Genomic DNA, 19,797 nt, shown 5'->3' with positions numbered 1-19,797 from the left:
TCACTTGCCCTTCAAGGCGGCGAGCTGGTCCGGGGTGAGCTTGGATTTCAGGTCGTAGAAGATGTCGTCGGCGGTGATCCGGCGGGAGATGACGCCGTTGTCGGCGAAGGTGTTCACCACATCGGCCAGGTCGGTGGCATCGGATTCGGCGGGCAGGCGGGGCACGGTGACCTCACCGCCGACCCGGACCGCGTCGGCGAGCCGGTCGCCGGTCAGCGCACGCGGGCCGGACTTCTCGAAGACGTTCTCGAAGTCGGCGGGCGCGGCCTTCTGCTTCGCGGTGAGTCCCTGCAGCACTTCCAGGTACTTCGCAGCGATATCGGGGCGCTCGTCGAGGACCTCGGTGCGGAACACCACCACGGTGTTGTCCTTGGAGCCGACGGACTTCTCGGTGGCGATCTCCTTGGCGCCCGCGGCCTTGGCCTCCTGGTAGGGCACCAGGAACGACGCCCACGCGTCGACCTTGCCGGTCGCGAAGGCCGAAGCGGCGTCCTTCTGCTGCAGGGGCACCCGGGTCACCTTGTCGGCCGGAATGCCTGCCTGGGCCAGCGCTTTGAGCGTGATGTACTCGCCCTTGCCCGCGGGATTCACCGCGATCCGCTTGCCCACCAGACCCGCCACGGTGGTCACGCCCGACTCCGGAGTCACCACGATGCCGCTCTGATCCTGACCCGCCGGGTCGGCCACGGCGACGATCCTCACGCCGACGTCCTTGGACAGCGCACCGACGACGGGACTGAACGCGGCGCCGGAGACGTCGAGTTCGCTGGTGTTGAACAGCTTCAACATGGAACTGAAACCCGGTGTGGTACTGACCCATTCGATCTTGGCGCCCAGCGGGGCGAGTGCGGCGTCGAAGGTGCCGTCGCGCTTGCCGACCGCGAGCGGGCCGCTGTTGCCCGGATCGGTGACCTTGAGAACGAACGAGGCTTGCGCCCCCTGTTCCGGCGTGGAGTCGGAGCCACACGCCGCGACGAGGGCTACGACGGGGACGATCGCGAGGGCGATCCGCGAGAAGGCCGGCAGCCTGCGGGACATCGGGGCTCCTGTTCGGGGCTGGGGGGTTGATGCCTTCGCAGCGTAGGAGCGGGTGCGGTTTCGAACGAGGTATGCCTTTCCACGGATCGGAAAGCTTGACAGCGGCGGACTTGTCGTTCTATGGCACGTGACGCGGTTTCTCCGGCATTGTTTTTCCACATACCGGAAAATCGAGAGCTCATGGGCTCGAACACCTGTGTTACCGTCGGCTCCGTGGAGACCTCCGGCGTGCAGACCGTGACCAGGGCCCTCTCGGTACTCGACTGCTTCCGCGGTGGCGAGGAGCGTGGGGTCTCGGAAGTCGCCCGCGCCCAGGGCCTTGCGGTCAGCACCACCCATCGCCTGCTCGGCGCGCTCGTGCAGGCGGGGTTCTTGGAGAAGGACGCCGAGTCCAGTCGCTACCGGATGGGTGGGGCGCTGGCCGAATACGGTCAGATCGCCTATCGCCAGCACCGCATCTACCTCGCCGAGCCCTACCTCGAGCAACTGGCCGCCACCACCGGAGCGACCGGTTCGGTGGCCACCCGCCACGGCATCCACGCGGTACTGCTCGGGACCAGTCGGTGGCGCGAGAGCGACGGGCACAAGCTCCAGGGCGTGCGACTTCCGTTGCACGCCAGCGCACTCGGCAAAGCACTGCTGGCCTGGTCGGAGGCCGACGATGACGAATTGCGTTCGCTGCCTTACGAAGAGGGCACCGAGCGTTCGGTGTCGAGCCCCGAGGAACTACGCGCGGAACTGATCACCACGCGCGAGCGCGGCTACGCGTTCAACGATCGCGAACTGGATCCAGGATTTCGCACCATCGGACTGCCGATCCTGGATTCTCAGAGCCGCTGCCGCTTCGCGCTCGGCATGCGCGGACCCGCGACGCTGATGATCGACGAGCGGGTGCCGTTCTTCGTCGAACTGGCCAAGGTCACCGCGGCCGATATCGCCGCGCGGTTCGCCGCCGACTGAACACACTTCCCCCGACACCGATCGCGTCACACCCTCGGAAAATGCCGCGCGGAAACAGTCGCGCCACCGATACCGTGAACCCGAGTGGTTAGTCGATGCAACGAAAGGACCTCGGTGGCTACCGATACCGCGAGCCCGGCTGTCGGTCTGCGATCCGAACGAGGTCCGATCCTGGCCTCGCTCATGCTCTCCACCGGGCTGGTGGCCCTCGACTCCACCATCATCGCGACAGCGGTGCTCACCATCACCGACACTCTCGGCGGGTTCGCGATGTTCCCGTGGTTGTTCTCCATCTACCTGCTCGCACAGGCAGTGACGGTGCCGATCTACGGCAAGCTCGCCGACATGGTCGGGCGCAAGCCGGTGATCCTGTTCGGGATCGCGGCGTTCGCGGTGGGGTCACTGCTGTGCGGACTGGCCACGAGCATGGTGGCGCTCATCGCCTTTCGGGCGATCCAAGGCATCGGGGCGGGCGCGATCCAGCCGATGACGATGGTGATCGCCGGTGACCTGTACACACTGACCGAACGCGCCAAGGTCCAGGGTTACCTGGCCGGGGTGTGGGCGAGTTCAGCCGTGCTCGGTCCGCTGCTGGGCGGAATGTTCGCCGACCATCTGAGCTGGCGGTGGATCTTCCTGATCAATCTTCCGCTGTGCGCGGTCGCGGCCTGGATGTTGGTGCGCCACTTCACCGAATCGGCGGTACGCCGCACCCAGCGCATCGACTATCTCGGCGCGATCCTGCTCACCGTCGGCGCGGGGGCCTTGATCCTCGCCCTGCTCGAAGGTGGCCAGGCCTGGGAGTGGACCTCGCCGGTCTCGCTCACCCTGTTCGTGGGGAGCGTGGCAGTGCTGGCGCTGTTCGCGGTCGTCGAGCTGCGGACCACGAATCCGATTCTGCCGCTGTGGATCTTCACCCGGCGCGTGGTGATCGCGAGCAGCACCGTCTCCCTGCTGGTCGGCGCCGTCATCCTCGGATTGACCTCGTACGTGCCGACTTTCGCCCAGGGGGTGCTCGGGACCACCGCCCTGGTGGCCGGACTGACCGTCGGCGGGCTCACGCTCGGCTGGCCGCTCGCCGCGACGCTGTCCGGAAGGCTGTACCTGCGCTGGGGGTTCCGCATCAGCGGCATCATCGGCAGCACGATCGCCGCGCTCGGCTGCGCGACCACCCTGCTCGTCGGCCCGCAGTCGAGCCCCTGGCAGATCGCGGCCTCGTGCTTCCTCATCGGCTGCGGTATGGGCCTGGTCGCCTCCCCCACCCTCATCGCCGCCCAGGCCAGCGCCGAATGGCACGAACGCGGCGTGGTCACCTCCGCCAACATGTTCGCCCGCTCCCTCGGCAGCGCACTGGGCGTCGCGATGTTCGGCGCCATCGTCAACGCCGGCATCCACGACCCCGACCACCCCGCACCCGGTGAACTCGCCCACGGCATCCACCTGGTCTTTCTCGCGATGCTCGCCATGGCTGTCGTCATGCTGATCGCCGCCGCGACCATGCCGGGCCGCAGCCACGGCGCATCAGCGGTCAGTGCGCCGTGATCCACTGCGCGATGTCGGCCACGACCTCACCGTCGAGGCGATGCCACGGAGTGACACGCTCGCTCTGGACGCGCGGAAATTCGGAGTCACCCACCTCAACCGAGGAGGTCGGGCTGTTGGGCGGTCACGTCGGAGGTGTCCCTCCTGACGAACTCGTGGCGCCTGGCTCTGAGCGAGACGAGGTGGCCGTCGAGATCGGCATCGACCCCGGGTTCGATTCCGAGATCCTCCCGGATCGCTCGACGCAGGAGGCGGACGCCGAAGCCAAGCGAGTCGTCCACGAAGCGATAGAGGGCCGCCACCGCTACGGCGTCGTTCGCGTCGAGCTCGAGCGATGCGCGATGGCCGACGTCGAGGCACCGATTCACCTCGGACGCGAAATCGAGCGCTCGGTCCGACACCACCATCTGCGCACGGGAATAGCTGTCGCGCAGGGCCTCCCGCGCTGCCTCGAACTTGGCGAGATCAGGAGTGCGCCCGCCGGACTTCTCGTCGAGGTAGTGCCGGATAGCCGCTCGGCAGGAATGCGCCGTGGTGTTGAGGCCCGCGTAGACCGTCCGCTTCTCGTCGGTGGCCTCTTTTCGGGTGAGTTCCCGCAATTCCTCCGCCCGATTGTCGCGCTGCACCTTCGCATCGATGCGCTTGCTCCGAATCGCGAAAGCCTGGGTCACGATGCCGCCCCCGAGCGTGCCGACGACCGTGATCGAGGCAACCGCCACATTGGTCCAATCCATAGTGGCCATTCTCGCTGTACCCCAATAAAATTCACCACCCGCGCGATCATTCCGCGACGCCACGGCGGTCGGTAGCTTCCTACCATGGTGGGATTCGGGAATTCTGAGGATAGGGACGCGGACGAGGTCCAGCGCCGGAAGCGACGGGCGGGCTCGTTCGGCACGCAGGCAGCCGTCTACGCCCAGTATCGGCCGGACTATCCGGCGGCGGGGATTCGGTGGGCGCTGGAGGCAGTCGCGGGAAAGGCGGGGGCTGTTGTCCTGGATCTGGGGGCGGGGACGGGCAAGCTCACCGGAGGTTTGCTCGCCGCGGGGGTCGAGGTGATCGCGGTGGAACCCGATGAGGGGATGCGGGCCGAGCTCATTCGTCTCTATCCCGGGGTGACGGCGCTTTCCGGTGCGGCGGAGGCGATTCCACTGGCCGACGGGTCGGTGGACGCGGTGCTCGCCGGGCAGGCGTTCCACTGGTTCGATCAAGCGCGGGCCTTTCCCGAAATCGCGCGGGTGCTGCGCGCGGAGGGGGTGTTCGCCGCGTTCTGGAACAACGACGACGACAAGGTCGAGTGGGTTGCGGGGCTGGGGGATGTCTCTCGTTCGTCGGCATCGTTTCCGCCGTCGTCGTCCGATGACGGGCTGCCCGCGCATCCGCTGTTCGCCCCGTTCGAGCACGCCGAGTTCGCACACAGCCAGCGGCGGACCGCCGAATCGCTGACCGCGTCCATCGGCACCCATTCACACACCGTGGTGATCTCCGCGCAAGAACGAGCCGAAGTGCTCGGCCGGATTCTCGACTACCTGCGGGCGACACCGGAGACCGCCGAGGGCGAGTTCGATTTTCCCCTGCGCACCGAGGTGATCCGCGCGGTCCGGCGCGCGAATACACCCCGGTGAGCCCGCTATGCCGAGCGTTCCTCCGATCTGCGCACCACATCGACGACCTCGTCGGAGGCGAATTCGACCACTCGGCGGACGCGCGAGTTGGCGACCGGCGCCAAGTCCACGACGATCGATGCGCCCGCGGCGGGTTGACTGATCGCGGTGATGCGGTCTTGCAGGAAGCCGCCGTCGGGGACCGGGACACGGATGATGTCACCGACCGTGAGGGCTTCGGCGCGGATTCGTCCGCCGGTGGCGGTGGGATAGTTTGTGCCGCAACGGGTGTGGCCGACTGATGCGCCGAGCCCACGTTCGGCGATGGTCCACCAGACGGATGAGTCGGGTTCTTCCGGGCCGATTCGGTTGTGCCAGGACAGGATTCGGTCGCGTTCGGCTTCGGCGCCGGCGCGGGTCTCGTGCAGGGACAGCTGGCGCCGGACCGGAGCGTTGCGGGGCCGGGTGGTGCCCGCGGCGCCGTCGACGACCAGGATCCAGCGGGCGCCGACGGCTTCGTCACGGCGGGCGGTGACCCGTTTGGCCAACGCGAGGCCCGGGGTGGCGCCGAGGCGGTCGGCGGCTTCCTCGATGCTGTCGACCAGCCCCAGCGAACGCAACAGCTCGGCGACCGAGAGTTCCGAGGTGGCCAGTTCCTGGGCGAGTGCGGGCATGGGGGTACGTCTGCGCCAGCCGATGCGGGCACAGTGTTCGTGGCGGGTGAACCACAGGCCGCCCCGGGAGCGGCGGTGATGGTCGATCACCACCGCCCACCAGTCCCATTCCGGCTCGGCGACAAGGCGTGTGCGGATCCAGCGTTCCCGTTCGGCGGTCGGTACCCGTTCCTCTGGCGGCACGAAATTGCGCAGTGCGCTGCGCACCGCCGATTCGGTGCGCCCGACCGTGATCGCCGTGCGGGCCAAATCGGCGCCCGCGCGCAGATCGTCGGCCAGTACTCGGTATTCCGATTCCCGCCAGGTGGTTCCGTGCTGGCGTGGCGGCCGCAGATCGCCGCTGTTGTCGTCACTCATCTCGTGTGCCCCCGTTCTCGCACCGCCCGGCCACACTCGCGTCCGGGCTGGTTGTGTGACACTTCGACGATACCGGGGGGGTACGACAGAAAACGGCTCTCTGCCAGCGGCTTTCCAGCAAACGGAGCTATCCGGTGTGCACGGCGTCGCGACGGCCGAAGGCGTAGTAGCCCGCACACACCAGCGCCGCCCACACCGCACCGACGAGCAGCGCCGTACGGCCACCGTCGGTCCACAGCAACAGCACCACGACCAATCCGAGGAAACCCAGTGCGGCCCACGTGGTGACGGGAGCGCCGGGCAGTCGGTAGTCGCTGCCGGGCAACTCGCCCGCACGAACCTTCGCGCGATACTTGAGGTGGCACACCAGGATCACACCCCACACGACGATGATCCCGACGGTGCTCACCGAGGTGATGTAGGCGAAGGCCTTGTCCGGCGAGACGAGGTTGACCACCACGCCGATCACCATCGCGCCCGCCGACGCGCAGATACCGGTGAACGGCACCGACTGCCTGCTCAGCGTCGCGAACTTCGCGGGCGCTTCGTCGCGCAGCGCGAGGCTGCGCAGCATCCGGCCGGTGGAGTAAATGCCGGAATTGCACGACGACAGCGCCGCGGTGAGCAGCACGAAATTGATGATGCCCGCGGCGGCGGGGATGCCGATCTGTTCGAAGACCTCGACGAACGGGCTGCGGCCGGCGTGGAAACTGCGCCAGCTCGCCACCGACATGATCACCACGAGCGCGCCGACATAGAACAGGCCGATCCGGAACGGCAGGGTGTTGATCGCCTTGCGCAGGGTGGTCTTCGGATCGCGCGCCTCCCCTGCCGTCACACCGACCAACTCGACACCGACGTAGGCGAACACCACGATCTGCAACACCAGCAGGGTCTGACCGAAGCCGTGCGGGAACATCCCGCCATCGGCCCACAGATTGGTCACCGTCGGGTCGGCGGCATGACCGAAACCGAACACGAGCACGCCGATGCCGATCAGGATCATCGCCAGGATCGCGGTGACCTTGATGGCCGAGAACCAGAACTCCCCCTCACCGAAGAACCGCACCGAGATCAGGTTGGCGGTGAACAGCACCGCGAGCACGACCAGCGCCGTCACCCACTGCGGGATGTCGAACCAGTACTGCACGTAGTGGCCTGCCACGGTGATCTCGGCCATGCAGGTCGACACCCAGACCGCCCAGTACGACCAGCCGGTCGCGAACCCGGCGAACCGGCCGAGGAACTCGTGGGCGTACTCGGCGAAGCTGCCCGAGACCGGACGGTAGGTCAGCAGCTCACCAAGTGCGCGCATGATGACGAAGATCGCCAGACCGGCGACGAGGTAGGCCAGGATCAGCGACGGGCCCGCCTGTTCGATCGCCGCGCCGGAGCCGTAGAACAGGCCGGTGCCGATCGCACCGCCGATGGCGATCATCTGGATGGTGCGCGGGTTCAGGCCGCGTTCGTATCCCTCCGATTCGGCCGTAGGGGCGGACGCCACGGGGGCGTCGGTGGATAGGCCGGAGCCATCGGCTGACATGGAGCAGTCCTTCCTTCGCGCGATCAGTCGTGCACGCTACCGCCCCGCTACCGTGGCCGGTGTCACCACCACCGGTCCACGGAAATACCGGCGGCCCGGCGCGGGTTGGCTCCGATAGGGGCAATACACAACTCGAGGAGGCTCATGAGCGCCGTCACGCTGTCGGTTCTGGATCTGGCACCGGTGCAGTCCGATGCGACGGCGGGTGCGGCGTTGCACGCGACGACGCGCTTCGCACAGCACGCCGAGGAACAGGGCTTTCGTCGATTCTGGGTGGCCGAGCACCACAACATGCCCGGCATCGCGAGTGCGGCGCCCGCGGTGGTACTGGCCCATCTGGCCGCGTCCACCTCGCGGATCAGGGTCGGTTCAGGTGGGGTGATGCTGCCGAACCATGCGCCCCTGGTGGTCGCCGAGCAGTTCGGCACGCTCGAGTCGCTGCATCCCGGACGGATCGATCTCGGGATCGGACGCGCACCTGGCACCGATCCGGTGACCGCGCGCGCCCTGCGCCGAAGTGCCGAGGGACTCGGCGGTGACGAGTTTCCCCAGGAACTCACCGCGCTGATCGGCTTCTTCCGTGGCGCCGATCCGAACGGGATCGTGGCAAGCCCCGGACTCGGCGCCGAACCGGAGGTGTGGCTGCTCGGTTCGAGTGGTTACAGCGCGCAGGTGGCCGCGGTACTGGGACTGCCGTTCGCGTTCGCCCATCACATCGCGCCGGACAACACCGTCGCCGCGCTGACGCTCTACCGCGACAATTTCCGGCCCTCGCAGACCCTGAGCGAGCCGTACACGATCGTGGCGGCCTCGGCGATCTGCGCCGACACCGACGCCGAAGCCGATCGCCTCGCCGCACCCCGTGATCTCGCCTTCGCCAACTTGCGCTCGGGGCGCCCGCAGGCGCTGGCCACGCCGGAGCAGGCCGCGGGCTTCCCCGGCAACGACGCCGAACGCCACTTCGCCGCGCAGCGCAGGGCCGCGCAGTTGCAGGGTTCGCCGGAGACGGTGCGGGCCCAGGCCGCGCAACTGCTCGACGCCACCTCCCCCGACGAGCTGATGCTCAACATCCTCGTCTACGACCTCGACGCCCGCATCCGCTCGCTCGATCTGACAAAGAAGGCGATCGACGGCTGAGTGGTCCGCCTGCTCAGCGCAGTCGGAATCCCCTGAGTGCCAAGGATTCCCGCAGGCGGTGGCGGCCGTTGAGCGAGGCCGCCGAGGCCAGGCGGGCCAGGGTGCGCTCGGTCCACGAGAACGGCAGGCCCTGATCGGTGTAGATCTCGCCGATCCGCTGTTCGTACTCGGCGACCGGCTCGCGCTGGGCGGGCAGGTCGTAGGTCTCCTGATGCAGCACCGCCGCCTGCGGTAGGCGCGGCTTGACCCTGGTGCCCTCCGTCGGGTCCGGGTGGCCGACGACCAGGCCGAAGACCGCGAAGACGTGATCGGGCAGATTCAGTTCGGCCGCAACCGCTTCCGGGTCGTTGCGCAGCGCGCCGATGTAGACCGTGCCCAAGCCGAGGGATTCGGCGGCGACCACCGCGTTCTGTGCGGCCAGCGCGGCGTCGACGAAGCCGACGTAGCTGGATTCGAGATAGTCCGCGCCTTCCAGCGGTGCGCCGTGATCGTCGGCGAGCTGACGCAGCCGGGCGAAGTCGGCGGTCCACACCAGCAGCACCGGTGCCTGCTCGATATGTGCCTGACCACCTGCTATCGCGGCCAGCCTGGCCCGGCGCGCCGGGTCACGCACCTCGATGACGCTCCACACCTGCAGGTTCGACGAGGTCGGCGCCGATTGCGCGGCCGAGACCAACAGCCGAATCGTCTCCGGCGACACGGCATCCGGGAGGTAGCGGCGCACCGACTTGTGGGCGTGCACTACCTCGAGCACCGGATTCCACTGGGCGGGGATCTCGGTGGCCGGGTCCGCGTAGCGCTGCTGCACGGGGTGGACGGGGCTCGGTGCGGTCTGCGTCATAGAAGACATCGTCGGATACGGTGCGGGTCGCCGTCTGCGGTAACCCTCACCGTGAACCGAACGCTCGTCCCGGTTTAGGCCGTCGATACAGTGGATGCGGGGAGCCTGCCGACTGGCGGGACGAGAGAGTGCGTCATGGGCAAGGTGTTCGATCGGATCGACGACAAGTTGCGGGCGTTCATCACCGAACAGCCGATGTTCTTCATCGGCACCGCGCCGTCGGTGGGCGGCCACGTGAATGTCTCCCCCAAGGGTTATCGCGACACCTTCGCCGTGATCGACGACCACACCGTCGCCTACCTCGATCTGTTCGGCAGCGGTTCGGAAACGATCGCCCACCTGCGCGACAACGGCCGGATCACCGTGATGTTCTGCTCGTTCACCCGCACCACCCGCATCCTGCGACTGTTCGGTACCGGCCGCGTCGTTCGCCCCGACTCCGACGAATTCGACACGCTCCGTGAGTATTTCGGCACCGGACACCCCGGTGTCCGCGCGGTGGTGACGATCTCGGTGGAGCGTATCGCCGACTCCTGTGGCTGGTCGGTGCCCAAACTCGACCTCGTCGAGGAGCGCTTCATCCTCGACGAAGCCCACACCCGCCGTACCGACGCCGACTTCGCCCGCCGTATCGCGGGCGACAACTCCACCAGTATCGATGGGCTGCCCGCGCTCGAGCCGGACCATCCGGTGCCGTCCACCGTTCGCCGCTGAGGTCAGCTCGTGGGTACCGAGGTCACCGCGATCGCGGATTCGGACAGGCTGCCGAGGTAGAGGGTGCCCTCGTGTTCGGCCACCGCGGTGACCAACGCGTAGTCGGTGCCGTCGCGCTGCAGGTCGTGCACGATGGTGCCGTCGAAATTGAATGCGAGCACCCAGACCGAGCGGACGGGCGCGGGTGTCAGGCGATCCGGCAGCGCGTCGACAATTCGCCGTAGGATGCCGGGAAGCGGGAAGAGCTTGTCCAGCAACGGGTTACGTGGCGAGACGATGCCGACCCAGACCAGTCCGTCGCTGCCGAGCAGCATGTTGTCGGGTGAGCCGGGCAGGTTCTCGGCGAGGTAGTCGGTGGTGCCCGCGCGCGGACCTGTCAGCCAGTATCGCGTGATCCGGTAGGCGCCGGTCTCGGCGACCAGCACACAGGATCGGTCCGGCGCGAGCACCAGTCCGTTGGCGAACTGGAGACCGTCGACGAGCACCTCCAGGCGTCCGTCCGGATCGCGGCGGACCAGCTGTCCGCTGCCGGAATGTTCCAGGATGTCGGTCATCCACTCTTCGAACGGCCACCGCCGCGTCGAGATCGAGAAGTAGATCGTGCCGTCGTCGTCGCGAACCACATTGCTGGGGAACGCGATCGGGGCGCCGTCGATCTCACCGACGACGACTTCCAGTTCCGCGCCCGCCTCGGCCAGGCGAAGGATGCCTCGGCCCGCTACGCAGATCAGCAGGGAACCGTCCGGGTCGACGTGCATGCCCAGTGGCCGGCCACCGGCGTCCGCGATCCGCTCGACCGCGCCGCCCGCCGGATCGACGCGCCAGATCGCACCGTCGTCGGTTCCGGTGACGAGCCGACCGTCGGGCAGCACCACGACGTCCTCCGGGCCACTTCCCGGCAGCGGCAGCAGTCGGACCGGCGGCATCGGCGGATCGCTGTGGGTCCGGCGCGCACGAGCGGTGGGTCGCGGCGGAGTCCAGCGGTGAGGGCGCATCTGCATGCCCATTGCTACCACGAGGAGAGGCGCCACGGGACCGTTGGCACGAGTGCCGCGACCAGATCAGCTCGGCCGGAAGTGCCACTCGCGCAGCGAATGTCCGCGCCGTCGATCGAGTAGGGCGCAGCAGCCTGCGCGGCGACCCCGCGGGCGGCTAAAGTTTGGCGGTGAACACCGGATCCGCCAGCTCGCTGCTCGATCATCTCATCGCACCTCAGCCCGCTCCCGCGTGGTGGCTGGTGCTCGCCACCGCCGCGGTGGCGCTGGTGCTGGTCGGGTACTGGCCACTATGGCGGCTGACCCGCAACGCGGTGACGGTGGCGCACGAGGGCGGCCACGCGTTGGCCGCGCTGCTCACCGGGCGCAGGCTGCACGCGATCACCCTGCACACCGACACTTCGGGACTGACCGTGTCCAGCGGCAAACCGAGTGGTCCCGGCATGATTCTCACCGCGGCGGCCGGGTATCCGGCGCCCGCGCTGCTCGGGCTCGGCTACGCGGCGCTGCTCGGGACAGGCCGAGTCACGGTGATGTTGTGGGCGACGCTGGTGATGCTGGCCGCGGTGCTGATCAAGGTACGCAACATGTACGGGCTGCTCACCGTGCTGGTGCTCGGTGCGCTGGTGTTCGGGGTGTCCTGGTTCGGCAGCGATCTGCTCCAGGCCGCGTTCGCGTATCTGACGGCGTGGTTCCTGTTGGCCGCCGGGGTGCGGCCGGTGTTCGAGCTGCAAGGGAGTCGACGGAGGCAGCCGGGGCGTACCGATTCCGATGCCGACCAACTCGCCCGGTTGACGCACCTACCCGCCGTGCTGTGGGTGTTGTTCTTCACCGCCGTCTGCCTGGCGGCGCTGGTCGTCGGCGCGATGCTGATGCTCTTGCCGGTCGAGGAGCTACATCCGCTGCTTCAGCGGTGATCGGCGATCCAGGCGTCGACGGCCTCGGAGACGAGCGCGCTCGGCGGTTGTAGCGCGTTGAGGGTGACGCCCACTTCGTCGGATTGCAGTGGTTCGAGGGTGTCGAGCTGGGAATCCAGCAGGATCGTCGGCATGAAATGGCCGAGTCGGCCGGTCATTCGGCGCAGCAACTCCTCGCGGGTGGCCGCCAGGTGCACGAAGTAGGTCTGCGGTGCCTTCGCGCGCAGGCGGTCACGGTAGGCGCGTCGCAGTGCCGAGCAGGTCGCTACTCCACCGGTTTCCTGGTGTTCGGCGAGCCAGTCCGCGACGGTGTCGAGCCAGGGCCGCCGGTCCTCGTCGGTGAGAGGGACGCCGGCGGCCATTTTCTCGATATTGGCCAGCGGATGGAAGTCGTCGCCTTCGGCGTACGGGACTTCGAGCCGGTCGGCGGTCAGCGCGCCGACCGTCGTCTTCCCGCATCCCGACACCCCCATCACCACGATGACAGGTTCGACCACAGCGCCTCCTCGTCGAAAGAACTCCGCACGGCATGCCTACGCATCCCGCTCGATCGAGGGTAGCCGGGGGCTGTGACGCCCCCGTGTCGATCAGGGAATCGGGCGGTCGGTGGGCAGGTTGACGAAGCTCGGCGACGCGGGATCGAGACGAACGTGCTGGGGCTCGAGGCCGCTGGCGTTCAGCATCGGCCGAAACGGCAATGCCTTGGGCGCGTTGCCCGCGAAGACGTCGATGCGCAACCGGTGTCCCGGTGCCAGTACCGCCTGGGTCGGGATGACGGCGACATCGATATCGGTGGGTGCGCCGGGTATCACCGGGAGCAGCCGGTCGACGGTGAGCGGGTTGAAGGGCGCGGTGAAGTCGCCGTTGATCGAGCGTGCGCTGCGGCGCTCGTCGACGGCCCGCATCGACGAGGTGAGCTGTCCGGTGGTGAGCACGGTCGAGGTGCCGTCGGGTGCCACGTCGTTGACGGTGACGTTCCAGAATCCGTCGGTGGCATCGTGGATCGTGTTGAGCCGCACGTTGATCGGGCCCGAGATGACCGTCTGTTCGGTCAGCGAGGCGCTGGTGAAGGTGAGGCCGTTGCGTTCGGCGATGCGGGAGTCCTTCGCGCAGGCATCGAATGCGGCGGTCATGCCCGCCGCGCCCTGCGCCGCGTCGCGCGAACAGATCTGATTCAAACCCGGTGCGACGGTGAGTGTTTCGGCGGCCGATGGCCCGGTGGCACTGAGCGATCCGTCGTGCAGGCTGTCCTCGGTGCTGCCGCTCGGTGCGGCGGAGAGGTAGACGCGGCGATGCGTCACGCCCGGCTGGGGGAACTCCCGCAGCGTAATCCAGCTCCCGCCTTGCTGTTTCACCGTGACGGGCCCGAATCCTTCCACGCCGTTGTCGATGTCTTTGAGCCAGGTGTCGAACCAGGCCCGCTGCAGCACGTCCAGGCGCGGAGGTGCGCCGGGAACACCGGTGCCCGCACCGGGATTGGCGTGATAGGTGTCGCCGACGATCAGCTGCTTGCGCCCGGCCTGTAGCGGGATCTGCTCGTAGAGCTTGGTCGCGCTGTTGGCGAAGATGTCGTGCCAGCCGCCGTAGACGAAGGTCGGCACCGTGACGTTCTCGGGGTGGCCCATGATCGCCTCGCGGAAGGCCGAGGTGTCGTCTAGCGCACCGTCGAGCGCGGGCGGCATATTCGACAGCGACGGCGTGAGCAGCGATTGGGCGAGCAGGTCGAAATTGGTGGTCGGGTCGGCGAGGCGGTCGTTGAACCAGGTCCAGTCGAAGCTGCCGTCAACCATGGAGGCCACATCGGGGACGAGTTTGAGCTGGTTGACCGAGTTCAGCCACATCGGCAAGAAGGTGGTGCCGACACCGCCGCCGGGCGCGACCACGTCACGCATGAGGTCGCTGCCGGGCTCGACCGGGAAGATCGCCTGCAGCGCGGGCGGTGCGTTCTCGGCGGCACGCAGCTGGTTGATGCCGGAGTAGGAACCACCGCTCATCCCGATGCGGCCGTTCGACCACGGCTGCGTGGCCGCCCAGTCGATCACCTCGCGGGTGTCGAGCTGTTCGCGCGCGCCGAGGGTGTCCCATTTGCCCTGGGACAGACCGGTTCCGCGCACATCGGCCACGACGACGGTGTACCCGGCGCGGACGAGTTTGCGGTCGACACCGAGCATGGTCTGGATCATGCCGCCGTCCAGCGCCTGCATGAGGTCACCGAAACCGCTGATCGGGGTGGTGGACAGGTTCAATCTGCGCACGATGTCGACGGCGGTGGACTGCAGGCCCGGGATCGCGGCGGCCGATTCGATCAGGCCCGTCATCAGTTTCGAGTACGGGGTGAGGCTGAGCACGGTCGGCAGCGGCTTCTGCTCGATCACGCCCGCGGCATCGGCGGGGCGGTAGACGTCGGCCTTGAGCACCACACCGTCGCTCATCGTGATCTGGACGCCGCGCTCCACCCGGACCTCGGGGTAGGCACCCGGCCCGTCGTGCAGGGCGGTCCAGTCGGCGCCGGGCGCGTGCGGGGGCTGCCCGCCGGCGGGACCACCGCCGCAGCCGAGCACGACGACCACCGCGAGGATCGTCACCAGTACCCGGCCGAACCCGCGTTTCGAACCTCTACCCACCATGTATCGCTCCCGACCGGTTCGTCTCCACCGTTGACCGAGCCACCGCACGATCGGCGCAGAAACCGTAACAGGGGTAACGAGTTCGCCGGGCGAGCGTCGGCCCGCTCGGACTGTCGCTGTGAATACGCGTTGTTCCAGTTCAGCGCGGTTGCGGGGTTCTGCGTGTTGTCGGTTGCCGGTGGTTGACTTGGCTCGTGCCGGTGCGATCGGGACCGGCCTCATCCATCGCCGAGGAGGACGTTCGACAATGCCGACACGCGACGAAGCTTGGCCGCAGGGAACTCCCTGCTGGATCGACTGTCAGGTGGACGACACCACCGCCGCCCGCGATTTCTACAGCACGCTGTTCGGCTGGGAGGTCCAGGACGGTCCCGCCGAAGCCGGCGGCTATCTCATGGCCACACTCGACGGCCGACCCGCCGCGGGCATCGGTCCGAAACAACAGGGCATGGAAGCGATGCCGTCGGTATGGACCACCTACTTCGCCGCGCGGCGTGCCGACGAGATCGCCGAACGCGTGAGCAAGTCCGGTGGGCAGGTGTTCATGCCACCGTTCGACGTGCTCGACGTGGGACGCATGTTCGTCGCCGCCGACCCGGCAGGCGGCGTCTTCGGCGTGTGGGAGGCCAAGGCGCACACCGGTTGCGGCGTGTACAACCAGAACGGCGCCTATTGCTGGAACGAGCTGCACACCCCTGCCTACGATCAGGCACACCAGTTCTACAACGAGGTGTTCGGCTGGCAATACACCGAGATCGGCGACGGGGCGAGCTTCACCTACTCCACCTTCGCGCTGCCCGGCGACAGCCACGAAGTCGGCGGCATGATGGACGCCTCAGCGCTGAGCACCCCGCCCTACTGGCTCACCTGGATCCAGACCGACGACACCGACGGGCTCCTGGCCAGGGCTACCGAGCTGGGCGCCTCGGTGATCATGGGCGCCGAGGACAGTCCCTTCGGCCGGACGGGCGTTCTGGCCGCGCCGCAGGGCGAGGTGTTCGCTGTGATCGATACGGCCAAGGCGGTCGGCGAGGTTCCCACCGGGTCCTGACACCGTCACGGGGTGACGATGGCGAAGTTCGGGTCCGGCTTGTCGATCAGGCCGGGCAGCTTCGCCAGGGCGGTGGCGTCGCCGTCGATGGCGATGTCACCGCTCGCGACGCCCTTGCGCAGGTCGGCGCCGCCGACCAGGGTGGCGATCAGGGTGCGGCGGGTGAGGGTGATCGTCGCGTCGGGCGCGGGCAGCGCGTCATCGGGGAATCGATCGTGGTGCACGAGTACGCCGTTGCGCAGTTCCACGCGATGGACGCGGTTGTTCTCGTCGCTGATCCGCCAGTCCGTGGTCATTCGGACATCCCAGGCCTTCGGACCGTCGATTCGCAACGACACCGCGTCGAAGACCTGCTCCACGCTCAGCGCTGCGGCCATCGCGGCGGAGTCGGCGGTGGTCGGCGTGCCGAAGGAGCCGTGGCGCAGTTCGTGGGCGCCGCTGAGATAGAAGTTGCGCCAGGTGGCGTTCTCCGCACCGTAGGCGAGTTGTTCGAAGGCGCTGGCCTGCAAGTCCTTTGCCGTCTTGTTGGTCGGGTCGGCGAAGATCACGTAGTTCACCAGTTGTACGACCCAGCGGAAGTCGGCGGCATCGTAGGCCTTCTGCGCGGTCCGCAGTGCCGCGTCGGCTCCGCCCATCGCCTCGACGTGGCGTCGGGCGTTGTCCACCGGCGGGTGTTCCCACAGGTGCGCGGGGTTGCCGTCGAACCAGCCCATATACCGCTGATAGACCGCCTTGACGTTGTGGCTCACCGAGCCGTAGTACCCGTGCGTCGACCACGACGCGGTCAGCGCGGGCGGCATCTGCAGCATTTCGGCGATCTCGGCGCCGACGTAGCCCTGGTTCAGCAGTCGCAGCGTCTGATCGTTGAGGTAGCCGTACATGTCTCGCTGCGACGACAGGAACTCCACGATCCGATCGGTCCCCCAGACCGGCCAGTGGTGCGAGGAGAACACCAGATCCGACCGGCGGCCGTAGCGGTTGATCGAATCGGTGAGATATTTCGACCAGACATGCGGGTCGCGGACCAGCGCGCCGCGCAGTGTGACGATGTTGTGCATGGTGTGGGTGGCGTTCTCGGCCATGCACAGGATGCGCCGGTCGGGGAAGTAGAAGTTCATCTCCGAGGGCGCTTCGGTGCCCGGCGTCAGCTGGAAGACCATCCGCACGCCGTCGACCCTTTCCTCCTGGTCGGTGCGGGTGACGTGCACGGTGGGCGGGATCAGGCTGACCGTGCCGACCGACGTGGTCTGCCCGAGACCGGATCCCACCTGGCCTTTCGGACCGCGAGGCAAGGCGGCGCCGTACATGTAGGCGGCACGCCGGGCCATCGCCGTACCCGTGTAGATGTTCTCGGCGACAGCGTGTTCCATGAATCCCGACGGTGCGATCACCGGACAGCGCCCGGCCGCGACGTCCTGCGGGGTGATGACGCCGTAGCTGCCGCCGAAGTGGTCGACGTGGGAGTGCGAGTAGATCAGGCCGGTGACCGGCCGATCGCCACGATGTTTGCGATAGAGCGCGAGTCCGGCGGCCGCGGTCTCCGCGGAGACCAGCGGATCGATGACGACCACGCCGGTATCGCCTTCGATCAGCGTCATGTTCGACAGGTCGAGACCGCGGATCTGATAGAAGCCCGGCGCGATCTCGTAGAGGCCCTGCTTGACGGTGAGCTGGGACTGCCGCCACAGGCTCGGGTTCACCGACTGCGGACAGGAGCCGGCGAGAAAGTCGTAGGAGTCGTTGTCCCACACCACTTTCCCTGCTTGATCGGTCACCTTGCCCGGTTCGAGGGAGGCGATCCAGCCACGGTCGGCATCGACGAAGTCGGTGGTATCGCCGAAGGGCAGCGTGTCGGCCAGCGCGCGGTTGGCATTCAGGATGGCCTCGGTCGGCTCGGTCTGGGTGCTCGACGGAGTGACTCCGCTCGGTTGGTCACCACATCCGGTGACGGTGGCGCCGACCGCGACCGCGGCGGCCGCACCGACTCCGACACCCAGCATCCCGCGCCGCGACAGCTCGGCGCGACCCCTGTGTGCACTGTTCACCGTTACTCCTTCGTTCCACGACTGTCCGACCCGGACTACTATTGCAGACTAACTGCAATACCTGTGTTACTTCTGAGCAATCGATATAGTCGGCAGTGCGGCCAGCTGGATGTCGAGCAGAAGCCGGTCCTCGGAATCTGTCAGGTCGATGCCGAGGACCGTCTCCACCCGCCGCAGCCGATAGCGCAGTGTGTTCGGATGCACGCGCAACGCGGCCGCGGCGGCGCGCACCTCACCGTGCGCGCGCAGATACGCCTGCACCGATACCCGCAGTTCAGCGGCATGAGCGCGGTCATAGGCGTCGAGGGCTGCCAGACGCGGATCGTGCAGGCGCGGGTGCTCGCGGATCAGCTCCATGATCTCGGCCAGCAGCACCGCGGTCCTGGCGTCGGCCAGCGTGGCGACCCGGCTGCCCGACGGATCGGCGACCGGACTGTCCAGCACCCGGTCGACCTCGGCGCGCGCGACCGCGACCGCGGTGAGCCCGGCAACCGGTGCGGCGATCGCGGCCCGCACCATCAGTTCGCGCGTCTGCTCGAGTCGAGTGACCAGCTCGCGCACCCACGAGCCGACGCTGCGCTCGGAGTGGTAGCCGGGCAGCAGGACATAGACGCGCTCGCCGATCGACTCGGTGACCGAATCATCACGGAAAGCGCTGGCGTGCAACCGGATCAGACCACTCGAAGCGGCCAGACCCGCGGCGGGACCCACCGGCGCGAAGCCGATCACCGCGGCGGGACCGGCCGTCGGCAGGTTGAGCGCGGCGGCCACCGAGGGCACGTCGACGCCGTCGCCGTGCGCGCCGAACAATCTGCGGACGAGCAAGGCTTCGGTCGAGGGAGCGTCCAACCGCCTGGCGATGATCCTGGCCGCCACCGCCGACGCGCCACGCAGCACCTGCGCCGCGTCGGGCCGTAGCGGTCCCGCGCCCTGCTGCAACCAGATGGTCCCGAGCATTCTGGACCGCGCGCCGTCGCCGCCACGCCGGATCCCGACGACGAGCCTGCGGCGAATATCGAGCTCGGGATGTTCCGGCACGTCGACGACCTCGTCACCACGGCGCACCCGGTCGAACACGCCCCACTCCCGCAGGATCCGCAGGTAGTCGCTCGGGCCTTCCCTGCCGAGGATGGACTGGATGCGCAGCCGGTCGGCCGACGCGTCGGAGGCCGAGTAGGCCAGCACATGTGACTGGGGGTCTTCGATCGAGACCATGCCGCCGGTTTCTTTGGCCAGCACCTGGGCCAGCCCGAACAGATCGGTGTCGGGGGCGAGCAGGTCGTGCTCGTCGGACGCGGCGCGCTGACCGGGTGAGCGGGCCAGCGTCCGGCGGATCAGCGAGAACACGTGGCCCCAGCGCGCCTGCCGGTCCACGTGGACCAGCGCGATGCCCGCGGCATGGGCGGCGGCGCGCACCGCGGGCGAGTCGTTGGCGCTCTTGGTCATCAGCACTCGCGGCCGCTGAGCGGGGTCGCGCGCACCGATCTCGCGCAACCAGCGCTCGGTCACGACGGCATCGACACCGACAAGCAGATACACCTCGGGCAGCGCGCCCTCGCCGTCGAGGTGTTCGGGCAGGTCGGCGGGCTCAGCCAACGCGACCGTTCGCACCGCGACCTCGTGACCGGCGGGCGCGTCCACGAGCGTGGCCACGGTGTGGTCGAGGGCGGCGAGCAACTCGCCCAGCGTTGTGGCCCCTTCGGACATGGCGCACCTCCATTGGTCGATCGGACAAACAACCATCCGGATCTT

General features: G+C 68.1%; 17 protein-coding genes. 7 read left to right on the top strand and 10 right to left on the bottom strand.

Features of this window, described 5'->3' with window-relative positions:
• Positions 1 to 1,038: an NrtA/SsuA/CpmA family ABC transporter substrate-binding protein gene (locus IBJ82_RS20660; RefSeq protein ID WP_194827589.1), complete on the bottom strand. Its 1,038-nt coding sequence runs from the start codon at positions 1,036 to 1,038 to the stop codon at positions 1 to 3.
• A gap of 213 nt (positions 1,039 to 1,251) precedes the next feature.
• On the opposite strand from IBJ82_RS20660, the gene IBJ82_RS20655 reads away from it, so the two are divergent.
• Together IBJ82_RS20655 and IBJ82_RS20650 are read left to right on the top strand one after the other, a co-directional pair.
• Positions 1,252 to 1,998 (top strand): IclR family transcriptional regulator, encoded by a 747-nt coding sequence (locus IBJ82_RS20655; protein ID WP_194827588.1) that lies wholly within the window; start codon positions 1,252 to 1,254, stop codon positions 1,996 to 1,998.
• Positions 1,999 to 2,112: 114 nt separating this feature from the next.
• Positions 2,113 to 3,540 carry an MDR family MFS transporter gene (locus IBJ82_RS20650; protein ID WP_194827587.1) on the top strand — a complete coding sequence of 476 codons (1,428 nt, stop codon included), beginning with the start codon at positions 2,113 to 2,115 and terminating at the stop codon, positions 3,538 to 3,540.
• A 95-nt stretch (positions 3,541 to 3,635) separates the two neighbouring features.
• Here IBJ82_RS20650 and IBJ82_RS20645 read toward each other — a convergent pair whose 3' ends face one another.
• Entirely contained in the window at positions 3,636 to 4,274 is a 639-nt protein-coding gene (locus IBJ82_RS20645) for a hypothetical protein (protein WP_194827586.1), read from the bottom strand.
• An 84-nt stretch (positions 4,275 to 4,358) separates the two neighbouring features.
• On the opposite strand from IBJ82_RS20645, the gene IBJ82_RS20640 reads away from it, so the two are divergent.
• On the top strand, positions 4,359 to 5,165 hold the full coding sequence (locus IBJ82_RS20640) for a class I SAM-dependent methyltransferase (protein WP_194827585.1): 807 nt from the start codon (positions 4,359 to 4,361) through the stop codon (positions 5,163 to 5,165).
• Positions 5,166 to 5,170: 5 nt separating this feature from the next.
• Here the strand turns inward: IBJ82_RS20640 and IBJ82_RS20635 are convergent, their stop codons facing one another.
• Positions 5,171 to 6,175: a hypothetical protein gene (locus IBJ82_RS20635; RefSeq protein ID WP_194827584.1), complete on the bottom strand. Its 1,005-nt coding sequence runs from the start codon at positions 6,173 to 6,175 to the stop codon at positions 5,171 to 5,173.
• Positions 6,176 to 6,302: 127 nt separating this feature from the next.
• Positions 6,303 to 7,718, bottom strand: a complete 1,416-nt coding sequence (locus tag IBJ82_RS20630; protein WP_194827583.1) for an amino acid permease — start codon at positions 7,716 to 7,718, stop codon at positions 6,303 to 6,305.
• A 144-nt stretch (positions 7,719 to 7,862) separates the two neighbouring features.
• On the opposite strand from IBJ82_RS20630, the gene IBJ82_RS20625 reads away from it, so the two are divergent.
• Complete coding sequence (locus IBJ82_RS20625) at positions 7,863 to 8,855, top strand: LLM class flavin-dependent oxidoreductase (protein ID WP_194827582.1); 993 nt, start codon at positions 7,863 to 7,865, stop codon at positions 8,853 to 8,855.
• Positions 8,856 to 8,868: 13 nt separating this feature from the next.
• On the opposite strand, the gene IBJ82_RS20620 is transcribed toward IBJ82_RS20625, so the two are convergent.
• Positions 8,869 to 9,696, bottom strand: a complete 828-nt coding sequence (locus IBJ82_RS20620) for an NADPH-dependent oxidoreductase (protein ID WP_194827581.1) — start codon at positions 9,694 to 9,696, stop codon at positions 8,869 to 8,871.
• Between the two features lie 135 nt (positions 9,697 to 9,831).
• Here IBJ82_RS20620 and IBJ82_RS20615 point away from each other — a divergent pair, with 135 nt between their 5' ends.
• Positions 9,832 to 10,410 carry a pyridoxamine 5'-phosphate oxidase family protein gene (locus IBJ82_RS20615; RefSeq protein WP_194827580.1) on the top strand — a complete coding sequence of 193 codons (579 nt, stop codon included), beginning with the start codon at positions 9,832 to 9,834 and terminating at the stop codon, positions 10,408 to 10,410.
• 2 nt (positions 10,411 to 10,412) lie between these two features.
• Here IBJ82_RS20615 and IBJ82_RS20610 read toward each other — a convergent pair whose 3' ends face one another.
• Entirely contained in the window at positions 10,413 to 11,411 is a 999-nt protein-coding gene (locus tag IBJ82_RS20610) for an SMP-30/gluconolactonase/LRE family protein (protein ID WP_228537423.1), read from the bottom strand.
• A gap of 164 nt (positions 11,412 to 11,575) precedes the next feature.
• Between IBJ82_RS20610 and IBJ82_RS20605 the strand changes: the two genes are divergently transcribed.
• Positions 11,576 to 12,322: a M50 family metallopeptidase gene (locus tag IBJ82_RS20605; protein WP_194827579.1), complete on the top strand. Its 747-nt coding sequence runs from the start codon at positions 11,576 to 11,578 to the stop codon at positions 12,320 to 12,322.
• Here IBJ82_RS20605 and IBJ82_RS20600 read toward each other — a convergent pair.
• Together IBJ82_RS20600 and IBJ82_RS20595 are read right to left on the bottom strand one after the other, a co-directional pair.
• Entirely contained in the window at positions 12,313 to 12,795 is a 483-nt protein-coding gene (locus IBJ82_RS20600) for a gluconokinase (protein WP_194827839.1), read from the bottom strand. The two genes, IBJ82_RS20605 and IBJ82_RS20600, sit on opposite strands and share 10 nt — an antisense overlap.
• A gap of 114 nt (positions 12,796 to 12,909) precedes the next feature.
• Positions 12,910 to 14,949, bottom strand: coding sequence for a CocE/NonD family hydrolase (locus IBJ82_RS20595; protein WP_194827578.1), 2,040 nt, complete (start codon positions 14,947 to 14,949; stop codon positions 12,910 to 12,912).
• A 247-nt stretch (positions 14,950 to 15,196) separates the two neighbouring features.
• Between IBJ82_RS20595 and IBJ82_RS20590 the strand changes: the two genes are divergently transcribed.
• Entirely contained in the window at positions 15,197 to 16,000 is an 804-nt protein-coding gene (locus IBJ82_RS20590; RefSeq protein ID WP_194827577.1) for a VOC family protein, read from the top strand.
• A gap of 5 nt (positions 16,001 to 16,005) precedes the next feature.
• On the opposite strand, the gene IBJ82_RS20585 is transcribed toward IBJ82_RS20590, so the two are convergent.
• Both IBJ82_RS20585 and IBJ82_RS20580 read right to left on the bottom strand, forming a co-directional pair.
• Complete coding sequence (locus IBJ82_RS20585; RefSeq protein ID WP_194827838.1) at positions 16,006 to 18,000, bottom strand: alkyl/aryl-sulfatase; 1,995 nt, start codon at positions 17,998 to 18,000, stop codon at positions 16,006 to 16,008.
• A gap of 111 nt (positions 18,001 to 18,111) precedes the next feature.
• Entirely contained in the window at positions 18,112 to 19,752 is a 1,641-nt protein-coding gene (locus IBJ82_RS20580) for a CdaR family transcriptional regulator (protein ID WP_194827576.1), read from the bottom strand.
• Positions 19,753 to 19,797 lie beyond the last annotated feature (45 nt).

The sequence above is a fragment of the Nocardia sp. XZ_19_231 genome (genome assembly GCF_015355705.1).
GTDB classification, from domain to species: domain Bacteria; phylum Actinomycetota; class Actinomycetes; order Mycobacteriales; family Mycobacteriaceae; genus Nocardia; species Nocardia salmonicida.
This window is presented reverse-complemented; position numbering and strand designations above follow the sequence as displayed.

Bases quoted from the DNA above. Each gene is read 5' to 3' on its own strand.
- IBJ82_RS20635 (WP_194827584.1), bottom strand. From the start codon at position 6,175: ATGAGTGACGACAACAGCGGCGATCTGCGGCCGCCACGCCAGCACGGA.
- IBJ82_RS20600 (WP_194827839.1), bottom strand. From the start codon at position 12,795: ATGGGGGTGTCGGGATGCGGGAAGACGACGGTCGGCGCGCTGACCGCC.
- IBJ82_RS20585 (WP_194827838.1), bottom strand. From the start codon at position 18,000: ATGCTGGGTGTCGGAGTCGGTGCGGCCGCCGCGGTCGCGGTCGGCGCC.
- IBJ82_RS20610 (WP_228537423.1), bottom strand. From the start codon at position 11,411: ATGCAGATGCGCCCTCACCGCTGGACTCCGCCGCGACCCACCGCTCGT.
- IBJ82_RS20630 (WP_194827583.1), bottom strand. From the start codon at position 7,718: ATGTCAGCCGATGGCTCCGGCCTATCCACCGACGCCCCCGTGGCGTCC.
- IBJ82_RS20645 (WP_194827586.1), bottom strand. From the start codon at position 4,274: ATGGATTGGACCAATGTGGCGGTTGCCTCGATCACGGTCGTCGGCACG.
- IBJ82_RS20615 (WP_194827580.1), top strand. From the start codon at position 9,832: ATGGGCAAGGTGTTCGATCGGATCGACGACAAGTTGCGGGCGTTCATC.
- IBJ82_RS20590 (WP_194827577.1), top strand. From the start codon at position 15,197: ATGCCGACACGCGACGAAGCTTGGCCGCAGGGAACTCCCTGCTGGATC.
- IBJ82_RS20640 (WP_194827585.1), top strand. From the start codon at position 4,359: ATGGTGGGATTCGGGAATTCTGAGGATAGGGACGCGGACGAGGTCCAG.
- IBJ82_RS20595 (WP_194827578.1), bottom strand. From the start codon at position 14,949: ATGGTGGGTAGAGGTTCGAAACGCGGGTTCGGCCGGGTACTGGTGACG.
- IBJ82_RS20625 (WP_194827582.1), top strand. From the start codon at position 7,863: ATGAGCGCCGTCACGCTGTCGGTTCTGGATCTGGCACCGGTGCAGTCC.
- IBJ82_RS20580 (WP_194827576.1), bottom strand. From the start codon at position 19,752: ATGTCCGAAGGGGCCACAACGCTGGGCGAGTTGCTCGCCGCCCTCGAC.
- IBJ82_RS20620 (WP_194827581.1), bottom strand. From the start codon at position 9,696: ATGACGCAGACCGCACCGAGCCCCGTCCACCCCGTGCAGCAGCGCTAC.
- IBJ82_RS20660 (WP_194827589.1), bottom strand. From the start codon at position 1,038: ATGTCCCGCAGGCTGCCGGCCTTCTCGCGGATCGCCCTCGCGATCGTC.